The 18,635-nt window shown below is 52.7% G+C and carries 19 protein-coding genes; 4 read left to right on the top strand and 15 right to left on the bottom strand.

The window, feature by feature from the left end; genetic code table 11:
• Position 1: 1 nt before the first annotated feature.
• On the top strand, positions 2 to 664 hold the full coding sequence (gene nth, locus DWB84_RS04210) for an endonuclease III (protein ID WP_222868003.1): 663 nt from the start codon (positions 2 to 4) through the stop codon (positions 662 to 664).
• Between the two features lie 13 nt (positions 665 to 677).
• Here the strand turns inward: nth and mgtE are convergent, their stop codons facing one another.
• The 13 genes from mgtE to DWB84_RS04145 all read right to left on the bottom strand — a co-directional run bounded on the left by mgtE (position 678) and on the right by DWB84_RS04145 (position 13,250).
• Complete coding sequence (gene mgtE / locus DWB84_RS04205; RefSeq protein WP_222868002.1) at positions 678 to 2,045, bottom strand: magnesium transporter; 1,368 nt, start codon at positions 2,043 to 2,045, stop codon at positions 678 to 680.
• 15 nt (positions 2,046 to 2,060) lie between these two features.
• Complete coding sequence (gloA, locus tag DWB84_RS04200; protein WP_187408482.1) at positions 2,061 to 2,459, bottom strand: lactoylglutathione lyase; 399 nt, start codon at positions 2,457 to 2,459, stop codon at positions 2,061 to 2,063.
• 17 nt (positions 2,460 to 2,476) lie between these two features.
• Positions 2,477 to 3,208 carry a sulfite exporter TauE/SafE family protein gene (locus tag DWB84_RS04195; RefSeq protein WP_187408481.1) on the bottom strand — a complete coding sequence of 244 codons (732 nt, stop codon included), beginning with the start codon at positions 3,206 to 3,208 and terminating at the stop codon, positions 2,477 to 2,479.
• Positions 3,205 to 3,411 (bottom strand): cbb3-type cytochrome oxidase assembly protein CcoS, encoded by a 207-nt coding sequence (gene ccoS, locus DWB84_RS04190; RefSeq protein ID WP_187408480.1) that lies wholly within the window; start codon positions 3,409 to 3,411, stop codon positions 3,205 to 3,207. Before ccoS ends, DWB84_RS04195 begins: the two co-directional genes overlap by 4 nt.
• An 84-nt stretch (positions 3,412 to 3,495) precedes the next feature.
• Entirely contained in the window at positions 3,496 to 5,889 is a 2,394-nt protein-coding gene (locus DWB84_RS04185) for a heavy metal translocating P-type ATPase (RefSeq protein ID WP_187408479.1), read from the bottom strand.
• The gene (locus DWB84_RS04180; protein WP_187408478.1) at positions 5,890 to 6,399 is read right to left on the bottom strand and encodes a FixH family protein; all 510 of its coding nucleotides are present in this window, start codon (positions 6,397 to 6,399) and stop codon (positions 5,890 to 5,892) included.
• A complete protein-coding gene (gene ccoG / locus DWB84_RS04175; RefSeq protein WP_187408477.1) occupies positions 6,396 to 7,841 on the bottom strand; it encodes a cytochrome c oxidase accessory protein CcoG in 1,446 nt (481 codons plus the stop codon). Before ccoG ends, DWB84_RS04180 begins: the two co-directional genes overlap by 4 nt.
• Before the next feature lie 61 nt (positions 7,842 to 7,902).
• Positions 7,903 to 8,799, bottom strand: a complete 897-nt coding sequence (ccoP, locus tag DWB84_RS04170) for a cytochrome-c oxidase, cbb3-type subunit III (RefSeq protein ID WP_187408476.1) — start codon at positions 8,797 to 8,799, stop codon at positions 7,903 to 7,905.
• Positions 8,796 to 8,990, bottom strand: a complete 195-nt coding sequence (locus tag DWB84_RS04165; RefSeq protein ID WP_187408475.1) for a cbb3-type cytochrome c oxidase subunit 3 — start codon at positions 8,988 to 8,990, stop codon at positions 8,796 to 8,798. The genes ccoP and DWB84_RS04165 overlap by 4 nt, the downstream gene beginning before the upstream one ends.
• Positions 8,991 to 8,993: 3 nt before the next feature.
• On the bottom strand, positions 8,994 to 9,605 hold the full coding sequence (ccoO, locus tag DWB84_RS04160) for a cytochrome-c oxidase, cbb3-type subunit II (RefSeq protein WP_187408474.1): 612 nt from the start codon (positions 9,603 to 9,605) through the stop codon (positions 8,994 to 8,996).
• Positions 9,606 to 9,618: 13 nt separating this feature from the next.
• Positions 9,619 to 11,070, bottom strand: coding sequence for a cytochrome-c oxidase, cbb3-type subunit I (gene ccoN, locus DWB84_RS04155; RefSeq protein ID WP_187408473.1), 1,452 nt, complete (start codon positions 11,068 to 11,070; stop codon positions 9,619 to 9,621).
• Positions 11,071 to 11,368: 298 nt separating this feature from the next.
• Positions 11,369 to 11,923 carry a hypothetical protein gene (locus DWB84_RS04150; protein WP_187408472.1) on the bottom strand — a complete coding sequence of 185 codons (555 nt, stop codon included), beginning with the start codon at positions 11,921 to 11,923 and terminating at the stop codon, positions 11,369 to 11,371.
• Between the two features lie 106 nt (positions 11,924 to 12,029).
• A complete protein-coding gene (locus tag DWB84_RS04145) occupies positions 12,030 to 13,250 on the bottom strand; it encodes an argininosuccinate synthase (RefSeq protein ID WP_187408471.1) in 1,221 nt (406 codons plus the stop codon).
• A 229-nt stretch (positions 13,251 to 13,479) separates the two neighbouring features.
• On the opposite strand from DWB84_RS04145, the gene DWB84_RS04140 reads away from it, so the two are divergent.
• Entirely contained in the window at positions 13,480 to 15,015 is a 1,536-nt protein-coding gene (locus DWB84_RS04140; RefSeq protein WP_187408470.1) for a transglutaminase family protein, read from the top strand.
• A gap of 2 nt (positions 15,016 to 15,017) precedes the next feature.
• Here DWB84_RS04140 and DWB84_RS04135 read toward each other — a convergent pair whose 3' ends face one another.
• Positions 15,018 to 15,887, bottom strand: a complete 870-nt coding sequence (locus DWB84_RS04135) for an OmpA family protein (RefSeq protein ID WP_187408469.1) — start codon at positions 15,885 to 15,887, stop codon at positions 15,018 to 15,020.
• Positions 15,888 to 16,052: 165 nt separating this feature from the next.
• Between DWB84_RS04135 and pyrC the strand changes: the two genes are divergently transcribed.
• A complete protein-coding gene (pyrC, locus tag DWB84_RS04130; protein WP_187408468.1) occupies positions 16,053 to 17,096 on the top strand; it encodes a dihydroorotase in 1,044 nt (347 codons plus the stop codon).
• 24 nt (positions 17,097 to 17,120) lie between these two features.
• Positions 17,121 to 17,798: a ribonuclease T gene (rnt, locus tag DWB84_RS04125; protein WP_370589679.1), complete on the top strand. Its 678-nt coding sequence runs from the start codon at positions 17,121 to 17,123 to the stop codon at positions 17,796 to 17,798.
• A gap of 13 nt (positions 17,799 to 17,811) precedes the next feature.
• Here rnt and DWB84_RS04120 read toward each other — a convergent pair whose 3' ends face one another.
• Positions 17,812 to 18,552, bottom strand: a complete 741-nt coding sequence (locus DWB84_RS04120) for a GDSL-type esterase/lipase family protein (protein ID WP_255428818.1) — start codon at positions 18,550 to 18,552, stop codon at positions 17,812 to 17,814.
• Positions 18,553 to 18,635: the final 83 nt, after the last annotated feature.

Genomic DNA, 18,635 nt, shown 5'->3' with positions numbered 1-18,635 from the left:
CATGGCGAATTTGAACAAATCCCAGCGGGTCGCGGTAATTCTGGAAACATTGCAGAAACTTTACCCGAACCCGCCAATTCCACTCGATCACAAAGATCCTTACACCATGCTGGTGGCGGTGTTGTTATCGGCTCAATGTACCGACGAACGCGTCAATCGCGTCACACCCAAATTGTGGGAGCTGGCGGACACGCCCGCTGCCATGGCGAAAATGCCGGTGGAAAAAATTCAGGAAATTATTCGCCCCTGCGGCTTGTCACCACAAAAAGCGAAAGCCATTCAAAAGCTGTCGCAAATACTGACGGAAGAATATGCCGGTGAAGTTCCCCGAACATTCGAAGAGTTGGAAGCGCTTCCCGGTGTCGGCCATAAAACCGCTGGTGTGGTGCTGAGCCATTGTTTTGGCATACCAGCGTTTCCTGTCGATACCCATATTCACCGACTGGCGCAGCGCTGGGGCCTGACCTCCGGCAAAAGCGTTGAGCAGACCGAAAAAGATCTCAAACGATTATTTCCGCAGGAATATTGGGAAAAATTGCACTTGCAGATTATTTATTACGGGCGGGAATACTGCACCGCACGCGGCTGTGACGGCACGGTTTGTCCGATCTGTACCACTTGTTATCCGGATCGGAAAAAGCCGAAAGTCACGCGTAAAGCGTGAGGCGAAAAACTACTTAAAGCAAAATTAATGTACCTAGGCCAAGGAAGGCGACAAATCCCACCACATCGGTAAATGCCATCAAGATCATGGCACCTGACAACGCCGGATCCAATTTGAGTTTGTCGAGCAGCACCGGAATTAATACCCCGAAAGTTGCGGCGGTAAGAATATTGGTGACCACGGCGCAGGCGATAACAAATCCCAGCGTCGGACTGTGAAACCAGGTTCCAGCAATAGCACCGATCACTATGGCCCAGAGCAGGCCATTCAATGCCCCTACGCCCAACTCCTTAAACAACAGAGCTTTAAGGTTGGACGCAGAAATCTGCCCGAGGGCTAGACCGCGAATAATCAGTGTCAGGGTTTGATTACCGGATACACCTCCCATCGAGGCAACCACCGGCATCAGCACCGCCAAAGCGACCACTTGCTGCAGAGTGGCTTCGAACAAACCGATAAACCAGGACACCATAAAGGCAGTCATCAGGTTGACGCCGAGCCAGACCGCGCGCGTTTGTGCGCTGCGTTTCACCGGCGCAAACAAGTCCGCGTCTTCGCCGAGACCTGCCGACGCCATCAATTGGCCTTCTGCCTGTTCGCGCAATAAATCCATGGCTGTGCCCACATCCAAACGACCGAGCAGAACACCATCGTTATTAAGCACTGGCAATGCTGTATAACTGGAGCGTTCCACCTCTTCCGCCGCCTCGTACATGTCGTCAGCAGCTTGCAGATGCGGGTAATCCTCTTCGCGAATTTCCGAGACGTGTTGGTGCGGGTGAGCGGACAACAGACGGGTGATCTTGGTACAGCCCGTCCAGCGGCCAGTGCGGTCGACCAGATACAGCACCTCGGTGTAATCCGGCACTTCACGCCGCAACAGGCGCAATGCATCAGCGACGCGAGTATTTTGCGAAACCACCAGAATGTCGTGATTAAGCCAACGACCGACGGATTCGTCCGGATATTGCTGCGCCATTTCGAAGTATTTGCGCTGCTGCTCATCCATGCGGCTGAGCGCCATATCGACGACTGAATCCGGTACGGTTTCCGCCAGTTCGATCAAATCTTCCGATTCGATATCTTCGAATAAGGCGTGCAGTTCGGAGGGAGACAGCTGGCGCAGCAGCAGGAGGCGCGCTTCACCGCGCATGGCCACCAGAACGTCCAGCTGCTCGTCTTTGGGAATCAGTTGCCAGACCGCCAGACGCTGCTCGAACGGCAGCGACTCCAGCGCCAGGGCGACTTCTTCAGTCTCCAGGTTATGAAAAATTTCCGCCGCTAACGCACGTGCCTTGGTATTGGCGTCATCTTCTTCCAAATGAGCAGCCAATTCCGCGATAGCGCGCGCTGGATCGAGTTCTTCGTGCGGCGGTTGCATAGGAATCCTTATGCGTTAAATGAACACGTGATTGTGGTCGGACAAAAGCTCGATACGATACCCGTCCGGATCTTCCACAAATGCCAATATAGTTGTGCCGTGCTTCATTGGGCCTGGCTCGCGCACGATTTTTCCTCCGGCCGCACGAATTTTTTCGCAGGCGGCATAAACGTCATTGACCCCAATGGCGATATGGCCATAGCCGTTACCTAAATCATAGGATGGCGTATCCCAATTGTGGGTCAGCTCAATCACTGTATGGTTTGCCTCCTCGCCGTAACCGATAAAAGCGAGGGTAAATCGCCCTTCCGGATAATCCTGGCGACGCAAAAGCGTCATACCCAGCACGTCGCGATAAAACTCAATGGATCTGTCCAGGTTGCCCACTCGCAACATCGTATGTAACAAGCGCATGGTATGTACCTCAATTTTTAATGATGATGGTGATGCTGGTGTTCAGTCTGTTCGGCTGCTGACGAGTGATCGCCATGCGCGAGCAGGTGATACCAGGCCGATGTGACCATCCATGCCCCGAATAAGATGTAAGCGCAGGCCAAACCTGCACGCACCTGACCCTTGTTGAAAAAAGGTTTTATCTTGGCAGCGGCGACTCCGCCCAAAATGAGCGCAGGTAAGGTGCCTAAACCAAACGCCAACATGACGAGTCCACCCGCGACAGCACTTTGTTGCGCCACTGCATAACCCAGAGCAGCGTAGACCAAACCACAGGGTAACCAGCCCCACACAGCGCCAATGACCAGCGCCTTTGGAAACGAATCCAGCGGCATAAATCGATCGCCGACTGGCTTGATCCAATGCCACAGATACCGGCCGCCGCGCTCAAGCCAGAGAATGCCGCGCCACACTCCCGCGATATGCAAGCCCATGGCAATCAACAGAAGGCCCGCTAAAGTCCGCCCCCAGGGAAAACCGGTAGAGGGCACCTGACTGGCCAGGGCACCAGCTATAACACCGATCACGCTATAGCTGGCGACCCGCCCCAGGTTATAGCCGAGATTGAGCCGCCATTGCGCCGCGCGCGCATGCTCAGGAATCGCGAAAGTCAGGGCCGCGACGATTCCGCCGCACATCCCCAGACAATGGCCAGCTCCCATCAACCCCAGTACCAACGCCGCCAGTAATGTCGGAATGAGTTCTGTCATTTTGAGTCACCGGGGGTATCGTCCCGCTTTTCCCCTTCGTCCTTTTTAGGCGGAGGTGGGCGATCCTCATCGTCAAACAGAATGCGCCGCCCCTCGGTATCGAGATCATCGTATTGGCCGGATTTGACGGCCCAGAACAACAGCCAAACTGCTGCAGCAACCAAAATCACTGCCAGGGGAATCAGAAGATAAAGACTGTCCACGACACCTCCAGCGCGAAAAGCGGGCATTGTAGGGGATTGAGGAAAGACTGAAAAAGCAAAAATAGTGGAAAAACAAAAATCCGTTTAGGTCTTGTTACGCCCTACTTTCAAAGAGTTGAGCACGACCACCAACGAGCTCGAAGACATGCCGATCGCGGCCAACCAGGGGGGAACTAAACCGGCTGCGGCGAGCGGCAGAGCACACAAATTGTAGACAATAGCCCAGGTGAGATTTTGTTTGATAGTTTTGCGCACCTCGCGGGCAAAACGCAAGGACGCGGGTATTTGCAGCAGGTCTTCACCCAACAAAATGCAGTCAGCCTTAGTCTGCGCCAAACGCGTTGCCGAACCCATGGCACAGGACACATCCGCACCGCTCAGCACCGGCAGATCGTTGATGCCGTCGCCGATCATCAAAACTTTTCCGCCTTTGCTTTGCAGGCCGCGCACGTATGCGAGCTTATCGCCCGGCAATAAACCACCTTGCCATTCATCAATACCCAGGTTCTGCGCCGCACGAGCCACGTTTTCCACGCGGTCGCCACTGAGCAGTACCGGTTTGCAGCCCAAACGGCGCAATTGCTCGATACATTGGCTGGCGGTCTCGCGCAAGCGATCTTCCAGACGAATCCAGGCGAGCGGTTTTTCGGCATCCGCAAGCAATAGCCACAAGCCGTCAGATGGATAGCTTAACGGCGCTTGGGGAGACGCATAACTCGGTGTCCCTAAACGATATTCGCGGCCAGCGATGACAGCTCCGACACCCGCTGCGGTTTGGCTTACCCGGCTTGTGACTGTGTGAGCGTGCTCAATCCCTGAGAACGCACGCGCGATAGGATGGCTGCTGCCCTCCTCTAAGGCCGCAGCCAGACTTAGCGCCGCAGATTCATCCATATCCGCCAAACAGCGGGTTTCCACAATGCGCAGAGCGCCGTCAGTGAGTGTGCCGGTTTTATCGAAGACGACGTAATCGACGCTGTTGAGATTCTCAAAGACTTGGCCCCCCGTCACCAATATGCCCCATTGGCGCAATCGCCCGACACCAACCGTCAAAACAGTCGGCGTCGCCAGACTGAGTGCGCAAGGGCATGACACGACCAACACCGACAAACTGACCCAAAAAGCCTTGGTTGGGTCGATAAAGTGCCAAGCAACCCCCACCATAGTGGTAATGGTGAGAATAGTGCCAACGAAACGCGCAGCAATACGGTCGGCCAAGGTCACCTGCCGCGGGCGCTCCTGCTCAGCTTGCTGAACCAGATTTTCGATTGCCGCGAGCTGCGTATTTTTGCCCACCGCACTAACACCCACTCGCAAAGGTGTGCCGCCGTTATAGGTGCCGGCAAACACTGTGTCGCCCGGCGCTTTGGGGCGCGGAGTGGCTTCACCAGTTAACAGACTTTCATCCGCTTCACTATGGCCGTCGAGAATGGTTCCGTCACACGGAAATACCGCACCCGGCGATACTAGTATCTGCTCCCCCTGTTGCAGTTGTTTGTAAGGAACCGTTTCTACAGAGCCATCACTGAGAATCCGGTTAACCGTCATGGGCAGCAAATTGTGGTAATGCGCTGAGGCTTTAAAGTTGGCGTAGCGCGCGCGCTTTTCCAGATAGCGTCCGAGCAGGAGGAAAAACGCGAACATGGCAACGGAATCAAAATAGACTTCACCGCTGTGGGTGAAGGTGGCGTAAACACTCGCGCTGAACGCCAGGGTCAAGCCGAGAGAAATGGATACGTCGTTTACCAACCGCCCAACGCGCAGAGCGCGAAGAGCGCCACTGAAAAAAGGTTTTGCGCTGAAGAACATAATGGGCAGCGTCAGCAGCAGATTCACCCAGCGCAGCAATTGTTCCCACTGCGGCTCTATACCTTGCAACCCACCGGCGTGCAGCGCCACCGCCACCATGCCCGCTTGCATCATGCCGATGCCAGCGACCGCCATACGCAATAAATAATCGCGCTGGTCCTTCTGCCACAACTCCTGCTCCGCCCTACCAACCAGAGGTTGTGGCTGAAAACCTATATTGGTCAGAGCAGCAAAAATTTCGCTGACTTTGGTTTTTTCCGGCTGAAGGCGAATTCGTGCGCGCAGGGTACTGGCGTTGACTTGAACTTGCATAACGCCCGCTAAAGACTGCAAATGTTTTTCGATCAGCCAGACGCAGGCTGCGCAGCTGATGCCGCTCACAAATATATTCGCGGTAATCGATCCGTCTGCATGATGTTCGACAAAATCCTCCTGCACCGCGAGAAGATCGTAAGCGTCGAAGCGCGTATCGATCATTTGAGGGCGGGGATTGAGTTGCTCACGATGGCGATAAAAATCCGCCAAACCTTGGCCGACTATTGCCTGGGCAACGGCCTGGCAACCGATGCAGCAAAAATACTGCTGTTGACCATTGATCTCCGCGCGGAAATTCGCGTCCGCAGGCAAGCCACAATGGAAACAAGAAACAGCAGCAACAGATCCAGACATTTAAAGATGGGCGCTGAAACGCGCACTATGGCCGCGATTGAAATCCAGTTCTGTAGTGACCCGCCAATTGTCGTCTTCCGTTGCACCGGAATTGCTGACAATTAAATACCAGCGCCCTTGAAACTTATGAGCAAGATCGGCACGGTACCGACCACCTGCGATGCGGCGCAACAACAAGGTTTCGTCCGCATCCGCATTGGCAGGATGAGAGAAAGTGAGAACCAACTGATCCGGTAATTCCTTCGCCTGAAGTTCGACAAAAACTTCAGCTGTGGTGAAATCAAAAGTGATATCACCCACCACTCCCTGAGTGATCGCAACTTGCTCTTCCGCAAAGCGCTTGTTGATCATGCGACCTTCCTTGTAATAGTCATCCTTGACTCGATCATCCGCCAAACGAAATGCCACAGAAACCATGGTCAAGCTGACGACCATAACCACCAGCAACGGCCCCAGGACCATCCAAAACCAGGGTTCTTTGTAGGCGGGCTTTTTGGCTTCGAGGTTCATTTAACGTCGGGTCCCATAAAAACGGTGGTTTCGGAGGCGTGAATGGACTCATTATCCTGAGCACGCACAATAAAACGCAGCTTGTTTTTCTCGCCTTTCAGTTGATCGCGCGGAACAGAAACACGCACTGGCAAAGTAAAGACTTCCCCTGCTTCCACAGTTTTCGGGTGGTAGTTTCTCAACTCAAACGGATAATCGCCTTCCACTTCTATGTCATAAACATGGTCGTGCGAATCCATATTGTTGATTTTCACCGTATACACGTTCTGGATCTCGTTCCCCATTACGCGATACAAACGCGCGCCCCGGTCGCGAATCACATCTATACCTATAGGGCTGCGAGTTGCGATGGCATAAGCAAACACGCTAACCATTGCCAGAACTGCGAAGCAATAACCGAACAAGCGCGGACGGAAAAATCGCGTTTTACCGGTCTGCAATTCGTCCTCGGAAGTAAAACGGATCAAGCCTCGAGGATAAGACATCTTATCCATAACGGTGTTGCACGCATCGACACATAATCCGCAGTTAATGCATTCGTATTGCAAACCGTCGCGAATATCGATATTCACCGGGCAAACCTGCACGCACCAGGAACAATCGATGCAATCACCCAAGCCGCTTTTCTTATAGTCATCCCCTGGACGACGCGGACCGCGTTTTTCACCGCGCTTCGGATCGTAATACACGGCCAAAGTATCGCGGTCATACATAACCGCCTGAAAACGCGCGTAAGGACACATGTATTTACACACTTGCTCACGCATCCAACCGGCGTTGAGATACGTCATGCCGGTAAAAAACAACGTCCAGAACGCGGCAACTGGATGGATATCGAAATAAACCAAACCACTCTCCGCACGATGCGGAACAAATCCCAGCAAGAGTTCACGAATCGGCGTGAAATAGCCGATAAACGTGGCTCCAGTAATAAACGCAATTACCACCCACAAAAAATGTTTGCTGGATTTGCGCAGTACTTTTTCCAAATTCCACGGCTGTTTATCCAGTTTGATGCGCTTGTTGCGATCGCCTTCGCACAAATGCTCAACAGAAATAAACATCAATGTCCAAACTGTTTGTGGACAGGTAAAACCGCACCACACGCGGCCGAGCAACACCGTGACGGTAAACAAGGTAAACGCGGAAATAATCAGCGCCCAGGCCAGCAGCATGAAGTCTTGCGGCCAAAACGTCAGCGTGAGTATGTGAAATTTACGGGCGGCAAGATCAAATAAAACAGCCGGACGACCATCAATGGTGAACCACGGCAATAACAAAAAACCGAGAATTAACGGAAGTCCCGTGTAACGTCTGATTTTTTGATAAAAGCCGGAAACTTTTCGGGTGTAGATTTTGGATTCAGATTCGTAAAGGTTGACGTAGCGAATAGCGTCTCCCTTTTTATCAGGCGCGTGGCCCGATTTGGGGTCTTCGGACACTTCACAAGCCCTCGGAATGGCGGCACTACCTAGGTACTACTAAACAGTGCCGCGGGGATTTTTAATTCTCCAGCGATAAGCTGTAAACGTAAGCGGCTAACAGATGGATTTTTTCTTCCTGCAACATATCTTTCTGCGCAGGCATCACATTCGCTCGGCCATTGCGGACGGAATAAGCAATACCTTCACGACTGCCGTCGTACAGCCAAATATTGTCCGCCAGATTAGGAGCACCGAGCGCTTGGTTACCGGTTCCGTCAACACCATGGCATGCAATGCAATTCTGTTGAAAAACCGCAGAACCTTTTGCCGCGAGATCCTTGTCGTGTTCCTGATTGGAAAGAGACAACACGTATTCGCTCACAGCCAATACATTGGGTTCACCGATAATGGGGCCCCAAGCTGGCATACTGCCCGCACGTCCGTGAGTGATGGTTTCTTTGATTTTGTCTGCGCTGCCGCCATACAACCAATCCTTATCGGTCAAGTTGGGGAAGCCGTAGTTACCACCGCCGTCAGCGCCATGACATACCGCGCAGTTGTTAGCAAACAGGCGCACTGCCATTTTCATGGCCGCGTTGTCCTGAGCTAATTCTTCGATCGGAGTCTGCAAAAAAGCGCTGTAAATTTCACTGTGGACATCACGTGCTTTGTCTTGCTCACGCTCCAACTGGTTCAGGGAAGTCCAACCAGTTACCCCTGGAAAACTACCCAAACCAGGATAGATAACCAAATAAACCGCAGTGAATACCAAGGTTCCGACAAACAATTGAAACCACCACTTGGGCAGTGGATTGTCATATTCTTCAATGCCATCGTAGACGTGGCCGGTAGTGCGATTTTCTGGTTCTTCGTCATCTTTGATGGCGACTTTGCGATTGGCGAACAATACCCAGGTCACCAAAGCAATGCACGCCAGGGTCAAGCCAATAATCCAGATGTTCCAAAAAATACTCATAATTTGTCCCGCTCTTGCTCGGATGAGGTGGTTTTTTGCGCGTCTTTTTTCTCGTTTTCGTCAGCAAACGGCAGATTTGCCGCCTCATCGAAACGCTTGCGCCGTTTGGGCGAAAAAGCCCACCAACACACCCCGATAAACGCCAATAAAACCAGTATCGGAGAGATACTGCGTAACGTATTGATGTCCATGGCTCACCGCTTGTAGGTCAAGAGTGTTCCCAACTGTTGCAAGTAAGCGACCAGGGCGTCCATCTCTGTCACTCCGCGAACTGCGTCCGCGGCGCCCGCTATATCTTCGTCCGTATAAGGCACACCCACTGAACGCAATGCTTTCATTTTGTCAGCGGTGTATTTACCGGTCAGGACGCGGTCATACAGCCAAGGGAAAGCTGGCATGTTGGACTGTGGTACCACGTTGCGGGGGTTATACAAATGCGCTTTGTGCCACTCGTCGCTGTAGCGCTGCCCCACGCGCGCCAGATCAGGTCCCGTACGTTTTGAGCCCCACAGGAACGGGTGCTCATAAACCGATTCACCAGCAACGGAATAATGGCCGTAGCGCTCCACTTCCGCGCGCAGCGGCCGCACCATTTGGGTATGGCACACGTGGCAACCTTCTCGAATATAAATATCGCGGCCTTCCAACTGCACTGCGCTAAGCGGCTTCAGCCCTTCAACAGGCTCGGTCGTATCCTTGAGGAAAAATTGCGGAACAATTTCCACAAGTGCGCCGAAGCTGATGGCGACTATGATCAACACGATCATTAAGCCGATGTTTTTTTCCACTATGTCATGGTGTTTCATGGTGACTTCTTCCTCACGCCAATTGCGGTTGTGCAGCTTTTTCCGGTTCTATCGCATTTTTTGAATTAACCGTGCGATAGGCGTTGTAGGCCATCAAAAGCATGCCGGAGAGGAAAAACGCTCCACCAAGGAAGCGGACAAAATAACCTGGGTAACTGGCTTCAACCGATTCCACAAAGCTGTAAGTGAGAGTGCCATCTGTATTGAACGCACGCCACATCAAGCCTTGAGTAATGCCATTGACCCACATAGAGGCGATATACAACACGGTACCTACAGTAGCCAACCAGAAGTGCGCATTGATCAGACGTACGCTCCACATGGCTTTTTGACCAGTCAGCACAGGCAGCAAGTGATAGATAGAACCAATGGAAATCATTGCCACCCATCCCAGCGCACCGGCGTGTACGTGGCCGATGGTCCAGTCGGTGTTGTGAGAAAGCGCGTTAACAGTCTTGATCGACATCATCGGGCCTTCAAAGGTGGACATACCGTAGAAGGACAGAGAAACCACTAGGAAGCGCAGCGTCGGGTCAGTGCGGAGTTTGTGCCACGCACCGGACAGGGTCATCATACCGTTGATCATGCCACCCCAAGACGGAGCCAGCAGAATCAAGGACATCACCATACCGAGGCTCTGAGCCCAATCTGGCAAGGCGGAGTAATGCAGGTGGTGAGCACCCGCCCAAACGTAAACGGAAATCAACGCCCAGAAGTGAACGATTGATAATTGATAGGAATAAACAGGGCGACCAGCTTGCTTGGGAACGAAGTAATACATGATGCCAAGGAAGCCTGCGGTTAAGAAAAAGCCTACCGCGTTGTGACCATACCACCACTGGATCATGGCATCTGCAGCACCGGCATAGGCGGAATAAGATTTCAGCCAATGCACAGGCACCGCAGCGCTGTTCACTACGTGAAGTACTGCGACGGTGATGATAAATGCACCGAAGAACCAGTTGGCAACATAGATATGCTGAGTGCGACGCTTCACGATGGTGCCAAAAAACACGATCGCATAAGCCACCCATACCAGGGTGATCAGAATATCAATTGGCCATTCAAGTTCTGCGTATTCTTTAGAGGTAGTAAATCCCATTGGCAGAGTAATAGCAGCAGCAACAATAACCGCCTGCCAACCCCAGAACGTAAACGGAACTAAAAAGCCTCCGAAAAGAGGCGCTTGGCACGTGCGTTGAACGACAAAATAAGAAGTCGCGAACAAAGCGCAGCCACCAAAAGCAAAAATCACCGCATTGGTATGCAGAGGACGCAAGCGTCCAAAATGGCTAAAGGGTTGCCAAAAATCGTTTAAATCCGGCCACATTAATTGCGCTGCGAGCAGCACACCTACCGCCATGCCAACAACGCCCCACACGATGGTCATGATGGAGAACTGACGCACCACGTGATAGTTGTAGGCAGGCGCAGGAAGGGCGGATGCCGCCGTGTCGTTACTCATATCAACTTCCAAAAGGTTGGTTAAAGAAAAACCGGAGCACTCACAGAACTGTTCCTTTCTGCGGTCTTGAGCTGTATTTACGCGGTATGAAAGATTTTCGATGCTGTTAAAAGCAGTATAGATAGGATCCCATTCTAGGATTTGACGAGCGTCAAACCCTTTGGAAATAACCGCCTGCTGGTACTCCGCCCTGTTGCATAACGTCCACTACAAAAAACGTTTACAAATACAGCTCCCAATACTATAGCCTGAATTTTCAGAAAAGTCTGAAAAAACTGAACAACCAGAAATTCCAGAATCAATAGAAGTTAAAGCGCAGTCCTACAGCGAAGCTTTCATTGCTGTCGTCACTGGTGGCCACTTCCGCATTGAGGCTAAATGCGCGCGAGAACCAGAGGTTCATACCAACGCCGTAAATAGTTTCTCGAATTTCATCAATGGATTCATAAGTGATGAAAGCGCGCGCTTCAAAACCTGGCGAAACGAAACCGCGCGCACCTATAGTGCCGCCAAAACCTGCATCAGAATCCGGGCCATAATCGCGATTAATCATGGTCGCCATACCGTAAAGGCTCGATTGACGACCGATATCCGCACGCACACCGAGAGAAAGTGCTGTTGACGTAGAGCCGCACCAACTGCTGCTCGTCAAATCAGTGTGACTTCCGTGGAAATAAATCAGCTCATTGAGAGTGAAACTCGCCTCTAAAAATAGACCATCCTGCTCACAATCCAAGTCAAGATGTTGGCGTGCATAACCTGCACCTATGTAATTGTAGTTGGGGCGAGCGGCGAGCGCGGGGGCGATAGTCGTAGCAACCAAAAGAATGGCGGCAAAAATTCGTACGAGCATGATGGTCCTCAAAATAATATTGGGGTCACCGCTCTTACTGGCGGCTCCATTCATTAACAAAGGCCGAGCTGCGCTCGGCCCCGATTAACAAGCTAATGAGCAATGATTAAATCAGCTTGCGTCCTTTTTGTGCTGCGATGCGCATGCGCAGAGCGTTCAGCTTGATAAAGCCTTCCGCATCTTTCTGGTTGTATGCACCTGCGTCGTCTTCGAAAGTTGCGATTTTTTCATCGAACAAACTGTCCGCAGAGCGGCGGCCGACAACCGTTACGCTGCCTTTATACAATTTCACTCGAACATCGCCATTCACAAACACTTGAGATTCGTCGATGACTTTTTGCAGCATCAAACGCTCAGGTGACCACCAGTAGCCGTTGTAAACCATGGAGGCGTAACGCGAAATGAAGGAATCTTTCAGATGCGCGACTTCGCGATCCAAAGTAATGGATTCAATGGCGCGGTGCGCTTTCAGCATGATGGTGCCGCCAGGAGTTTCGTAGCAGCCGCGAGATTTCATGCCGACGTAGCGGTTTTCCACCAAATCCAAGCGGCCAATACCGTGTGCGCCACCGAGTTTATTAAGGGTTGCCAAAACCGTTGCAGGAGACATTTGCTGCCCGTTGATCGCAACAATGTCACCGCCTTTATAGGTCAGTTCAACATATTCTGGTTTGTCGGGCGCGGCCTCGGGTGACACAGTCCAGCGCCACATATCCTCTTCGGCCTCGGCCCAAGGATTTTCCAACATGCCACCTTCGTAAGAGATGTGCAGCAGGTTGGCATCCATGGAGTATGGAGATTTCTTTTTGTTTTTCGCGAAATCGACCGGGATGTTATGAGCTTCGCAATAAGCCATCAGCTTTTCACGTGAAGTCAGATCCCACTCGCGCCAAGGCGCGATGACTTTAATGCCGGGCTTGAGGGCGTAAGCACCGATTTCGAAACGAACCTGGTCGTTACCTTTTCCAGTAGCGCCGTGAGAGATAGCGTCCGCACCAGTGATATTGGCGATCTCGACCAAACGTTTGGCAATCAATGGGCGCGCGATGGAAGTGCCCAGCAAATATTCGCCTTCGTAAATAGTATTGGCGCGGAACATGGGGAACACGAAATCCCGCACGAATTCTTCGCGCAGGTCTTCGATATAAATTTCTTTAACGCCCAGCGCTTGTGCCTTGGCGCGCGCTGGCTCCAATTCCTCGCCCTGACCGATATCTGCTGTAAAGGTCACCACTTCGCATTTGTAGGTGTCTTGCAACCAACGCACGATCACCGAAGTGTCCAGACCACCGGAATAAGCCAATACGACTTTTTTAACGGAAGACATGATGCTCTCCAACATTTATGAGCGGGGGGAATGGGGAGTGGCGGATTTGCCTGGGCGCGCATTGTAGCGCCATAGTCGACGAATTAACAGTAATCAGCGGCATGCTGGGTCATACTTTAAATCCGGGTAAAAATTAATCAGAGAACCATTTGCACAGCGCGCCATCCAAGTGACCATGTCGAACCGCAGCCTTCATTTTATTCCCCTACCGCCGACCAGGAGCAGAAGCGTGCTGGCGCTGCTGCTATTACTACTGCTTGGCTTGGCGGGAGGCGCTCTGGCAGACGAAGATCGTTCCAACTATGGGACGACGCACTACCCTATCTGGTCCGAACTCAGCTACTTCGAGCGCGCCACCCTGGGCGATCTCCACCTCGCCGGCCGCGACGATCCGGACGCCCTGCTCGCCCTCTATCTCGTCGCCTCCGGGGTGCGGGATTTTGCCGACTACGAATCCGTCAAAACCCGTATCGCTCAATTCCGCAAACAGATCGACAAACTGATCGTCGAGCGCAAAAACGACTGGCTGATCGGACAGCTGCTCAATATCGAGATGCACAACACTTTCTTTCTCAAGGAGAGCCGGGGCGGCGCTCCCAACGGCTATTCGACGGATCAATCACGGCTCATGGGGATCTTTGAAACCGGCGAGTTCAACTGCATCAGCGCCAGCCTGCTGTACGCGATCTTGGCGCGTCACTACAACCTGCGGGTTCAGGGCGTTCTACTCCCCTCGCACGCATTCATTCAATTGGACCTGCGCGACGGCCGCAAAATTGATGTGGAGACCACCAGCCCCAACGGCTATGACCAGCTGCACGACGAAGCCTTTTACGAACGCAACAACAACGACTGGTTTACCAGCCGCAGCCTGCAACCGGCGACCTACCAGGATTATCTAAAGAGGGAACGAATCAGCGCCACGCATCTCGCCGCCCGTAATATGCTCAATCAGCACACCATTTCCAGCCGAATGGACGAGAAAGATAGCTTACGCCTAGCCGAAATCAGCGCTTTTATAGATCCGTCCAATCCAATGGCTCAGGAAAAGCGCCTCTATTTCTACAATCGTGAAATCCACGCACTCGCAATACAACAGGATTGGAAAACTCTGAAACGCCTTTTTGACGTCACTTATGCAACGGTGATGCAGGACAGCCAGCGCCATTTAACAGTGACCGGACTGCAGAACTCACTGAAGATGTATATGTCAGGCGCCATGCTCACTTACGCGCAACTGGGCGATACGGAGCAAACCCTGGCGATCATGGGTGACCTTTTGAGCCGAGGACTGGCAGCGGGGCAGGAAAGAGCAGCGCTAGAACAGAGAGTCATCAATGCAGTGAGCGTTTTGATGACCAAGCTAGCGGAGCTGAAACGCTTCGACGACGGCCTGCTTGTGCTGTCACTTACCGAAGGACATCTCAGCGATCCCCGCGCTTGGCCGGACATGGTGAACTGGTTTTACCTGCGCTGGGCGGAATATCAGTGGGAAGAAAAAAACTGGCAGGAAGTCGTCACTATTTTGGCTGATTATCTAAACCAGCCCAGCGAAGCCGTTAAAGACCCCAAACACCCGCGCGAAATCATCGGCTCGGCCTATAACAATTGGGTGCTTGAACTGGTGGAAGCGCGCGATCTTGCTCAGGCCGAATCCATTACCGCCGATTGCCAACAGCGTTTTTCGGGAGACATCTGCTCCCGGGCACAAAAAGTGTTGGATCAAGGCAGAAAACAGCAGAAATCGAGTCTGCGCTCCAGCTGACCTCAATCTTCCAAAGTAACCCTCTCCAAGCGAATCGTCACACGGCGGTTTTTAGCGCGCCCGGCCGGTGTTTCATTAGACGCAATCGGATAGCGCTCACCGTGCCAGCGACTGGTGATCGCCTCCTTGGGAACACCTTTTTTGATCAGATAATTGGTTACCTGCTCTGCCCGCTTCTGCGCCACCGCCAAGTTAACCTCGCGAGTGCCGACACTGTCGGTGTGCCCATCAATAAAAAACTCGCGCACACTCGGGTCTGCTTTGACGTAGGCCACTATATTGTCCAGTTTGCGCCGCTCCGCCAGCTGAAGTTCCTCTACTTGACCGCTGGCGTAATAGATGGATGTGCGTCGGATTTGATCGAAGTTGACGGGCAATAGCCCTGCTAGACAGGTGAGATAACTGTCATAGGCCGCGCGGAAACCAACAGTCGTTATTGCCAGCTGTAATGGGTCTTCACTGCCATACCAGGGGTCATATGCAATAACCAATTCCTGACCGCTGTATAACTCGGAAAGCATTCGCTCAGTGGTTGCCGAGGGCAACTGCACCGCCCGCTTTTCCCGGATCATCGGGATCTGACCGATCTCAACCTGCCGTCGAACCTCTGCCCAGATGGGCGAACGGGCAAGCAAGGTCGCCTCCCCTTCTTTCAATCGGCCGGTATCGCCTTCGAGATAGAACTCAGATGTCTCCCCGGCGCGAGTATGAAATACCGCATTCCCGTAGGATGGCACAGTGTGCGTTAAGCGGCACTCGAACACCGAGGCGTTCGAGGTCCAGGACCCATTTTCCAAAAAGCTGCTGTAAACCGTCGCGGAACTGCTGAAACTCCACAAGCTCAACAACACAATGACTCTGGCAAAGCCCATAGATACCCGCCAACCCGAAATGCCAATAAATAAGATGCAACCGGCGAAGACCCGGTGCCGCTTGTTGTTTATCGGCTAGAGCCGCCTGTGCTTTAGCGGTCATTTCCGGTAGCATGTCGGCCCGTAGCGCCTTAGCGCCGGCCCAACGACTTCTGACAGAATTGCATGACCCAAACTCTCACCATTACCGCTCCTGACGACTGGCATATCCACTTGCGCGACGGCGAAGCCCTCGCCCACACCGTGAAAGATGCCGCGCGCCAATTCCAGCGCGCCATTGTGATGCCGAACTTGGTTCCTCCCGTGCTCAACGCCGAGCAGGCGCTCGCGTATAAGCAGCGTATTCAACAACATGTTCCCGCTGGCTTGTCATTTGAGCCATTGATGGTGCTCTATCTGACCGATCGCACGACACCTGCCGATATTGCCGCAGCAAAACAGGCTGGCGTGGTGGCCTGCAAGCTCTACCCGGCTGGTGCGACCACCAATTCCGACTCCGGAGTCACCAGCATCGAAAAAATCCTGCCGACGCTGGAAGCCATGGCCGAGCACGGGATTTTGCTGCTGGTTCACGGTGAAGTAACAGATGCACAAATCGATATCTTCGATCGCGAAAAAGTGTTTATCGAGCGCATACTGGCACCGCTGATTCAAAGAGTGCCCAATCTGAGAATCGTGCTAGAACACATCACCACTGCCGATGCAGCGCAATTTGTTAAAAGCACGGCGAGCAATCTGGCTGCGACCATCACGGCCCATCACCTGCTGTTCAACCGCAACCATATGTTGGTGGGAGGCGTCAGACCGCATTTCTACTGCCTGCCTATCCTCAAGCGCAGCACGCACCAGCAAGCTTTGATCGAAGCGGCTATCAGCGGTGACCCGCGCTTTTTCCTCGGCACGGATTCCGCGCCGCACGCACGCAGCAAGAAAGAAGCGGCTTGCGGTTGTGCTGGGTCCTATACGGCTTATGCCGCACTGGAACTCTACGCAGAAGCTTTTGAACAGGCTGGAGCACTGGATCGACTCGAAGCCTTCGCCAGCTTTTACGGCCCGGATTATTACAACTTGCCGCGCAACCAAGCCAAAGTGACGTTGCGCAAAGAGGAATGGCGTGCCCCCGAATCGCTGCCTTTTGGCGCTGACACCCTGATTCCACTGCGCACAGGCGACACTCTGCGCTGGCGCTTGGAAATTCCCACTGTTTGATGACTAAGGATTGCTGTGACTTTTATTGATAAAGGCACTCCTGACAAAGGCGCGCCAACCCCATTCAGCGAGCGCTTCCGTGGATTCATGCCGGTCATCATCGACGTGGAAACAGGCGGCTTCAATCCTCGCACCGATGCACTTTTGGAAATTGCCGCCGTTACGCTGGATATGGATGAAAACGGGGATCTTGTAATCGATTCAACCTATTCGTTCCATCTCGATCCGTTCGAAGGCGCAAATATCGAACAGTCGGCGCTGGATTTCACCGGCATTGATCTCAATAGCGAAAGTCGCATTGCGGTGCCCGAGAGCTTGGCGCTCGCAGATATTTTTCAGGCCATTCGCCGCAAAGTGAAACAGTATGAATGTACGCGCGCGATCATGGTGGCGCATAACGCGCACTTCGATCTCAGTTTCGTCAACGCCGCCTCAGAGCGCTGCGATATTAAACGCAACCCTTTCCATCCCTTCTCCTGTTTCGACACTGCCACTTTGGCAGGGCTTGCTTACGGACATACAGTGCTGGCCCGTGCCTGTCAGTTGGCGAACATCGAATTTTCCAACCGCGAAGCCCATAGCGCCGCATACGATGCCCAAAAGACTGCAGAACTTTTCTGCCGCATCGTCAACCGCTGGAAACATATGGGAGGCTGGCCGCTGCCGCAGGCAAGTGAGCCAGAAGAGTCAGACACGCTGTAGTGCAGGAATCTTGTTATTCCTGCAATAGCGCTTGCATATCGGGCAGCATGGCTTTTGCCCAAATTTCATAGCCTTTTTTGGTGGGATGGAGATAGTCGCCCATAACCTCGGCCGAAATACTGCCATCCTGCTGCAAGAAGAGGCCGCCATAATCCTTAAAGATAATCCGCCGCCCATCCGCTACTGCAGCAAGTCGCCGATTTAATTCCTTAACTTCTTGCCGACGGGGAGAGTCAGCAGATTCTTCAAAGGGAAACACACCATTTAACAAAATTTTGGAAGCCGGCCACGCCAGGCGCAATTGCTGAACAACGCGCGCCACTCCTTCCGCCACCTGAATGGGCGTTTCGTTTAAATGGCCAAAATTATTGACCCCGAGCAGCAAAATAATCAGCTTGGGTTTGATATTGCCAATCGCCCCATGTTGCAAACGCCATAACACGTTACCTGTATGATCACCGCCGATACCAAAATTGGCGGACTTCAAAGGCGCAAAATGCTGTTGCCAAAGAGCAGGATCCCAACCTGCAGTAATCGAATCGCCAATAAATAACACGTCAACATTATCGTGTTCTGCCACTAAAACATCTTCTGCATGCATGCGATCCCACATAGCGACCGACATCCACGGAAAATCGGTTGTTCGCTTGGCGGGCAGACTACCTACCGGCACCTCGGGCACCGCAGCAACCGCATACGAAACCGATAACGCGAAAAATACAGAAACACAGAATCGAAAGAAACGGAGCGACATGAAGCGACCTTTGCAAATGGAAGATGCCTGTGCAAATGAAGATGCCTGCGTGATGACAGCAGTACGCGGGCGTCCACTAACGA

The sequence above is a fragment of the Saccharophagus sp. K07 genome, assembly GCF_014336955.1.
GTDB lineage: Bacteria > Pseudomonadota > Gammaproteobacteria > Pseudomonadales > Cellvibrionaceae > UBA5868.
Note: the sequence above shows the minus strand (reverse complement) of the source record. Positions and strands in the feature narration are given on the sequence as shown.

Bases quoted from the DNA above. Each gene is read 5' to 3' on its own strand.
- DWB84_RS04135 (WP_187408469.1), bottom strand. From the start codon at position 15,887: ATGGGCTTTGCCAGAGTCATTGTGTTGTTGAGCTTGTGGAGTTTCAGC.
- ccoN (WP_187408473.1), bottom strand. From the start codon at position 11,070: ATGAGTAACGACACGGCGGCATCCGCCCTTCCTGCGCCTGCCTACAAC.
- ccoO (WP_187408474.1), bottom strand. From the start codon at position 9,605: ATGAAACACCATGACATAGTGGAAAAAAACATCGGCTTAATGATCGTG.
- nth (WP_222868003.1), top strand. From the start codon at position 2: ATGGCGAATTTGAACAAATCCCAGCGGGTCGCGGTAATTCTGGAAACA.
- DWB84_RS04180 (WP_187408478.1), bottom strand. From the start codon at position 6,399: ATGAACCTCGAAGCCAAAAAGCCCGCCTACAAAGAACCCTGGTTTTGG.
- mgtE (WP_222868002.1), bottom strand. From the start codon at position 2,045: ATGCAACCGCCGCACGAAGAACTCGATCCAGCGCGCGCTATCGCGGAA.
- ccoP (WP_187408476.1), bottom strand. From the start codon at position 8,799: ATGAGTATTTTTTGGAACATCTGGATTATTGGCTTGACCCTGGCGTGC.
- gloA (WP_187408482.1), bottom strand. From the start codon at position 2,459: ATGCGCTTGTTACATACGATGTTGCGAGTGGGCAACCTGGACAGATCC.
- DWB84_RS04150 (WP_187408472.1), bottom strand. From the start codon at position 11,923: ATGCTCGTACGAATTTTTGCCGCCATTCTTTTGGTTGCTACGACTATC.
- DWB84_RS04195 (WP_187408481.1), bottom strand. From the start codon at position 3,208: ATGACAGAACTCATTCCGACATTACTGGCGGCGTTGGTACTGGGGTTG.
- DWB84_RS04185 (WP_187408479.1), bottom strand. From the start codon at position 5,889: ATGTCTGGATCTGTTGCTGCTGTTTCTTGTTTCCATTGTGGCTTGCCT.
- DWB84_RS04145 (WP_187408471.1), bottom strand. From the start codon at position 13,250: ATGTCTTCCGTTAAAAAAGTCGTATTGGCTTATTCCGGTGGTCTGGAC.
- pyrC (WP_187408468.1), top strand. From the start codon at position 16,053: ATGACCCAAACTCTCACCATTACCGCTCCTGACGACTGGCATATCCAC.
- DWB84_RS04165 (WP_187408475.1), bottom strand. From the start codon at position 8,990: ATGGACATCAATACGTTACGCAGTATCTCTCCGATACTGGTTTTATTG.
- DWB84_RS04120 (WP_255428818.1), bottom strand. From the start codon at position 18,552: ATGTCGCTCCGTTTCTTTCGATTCTGTGTTTCTGTATTTTTCGCGTTA.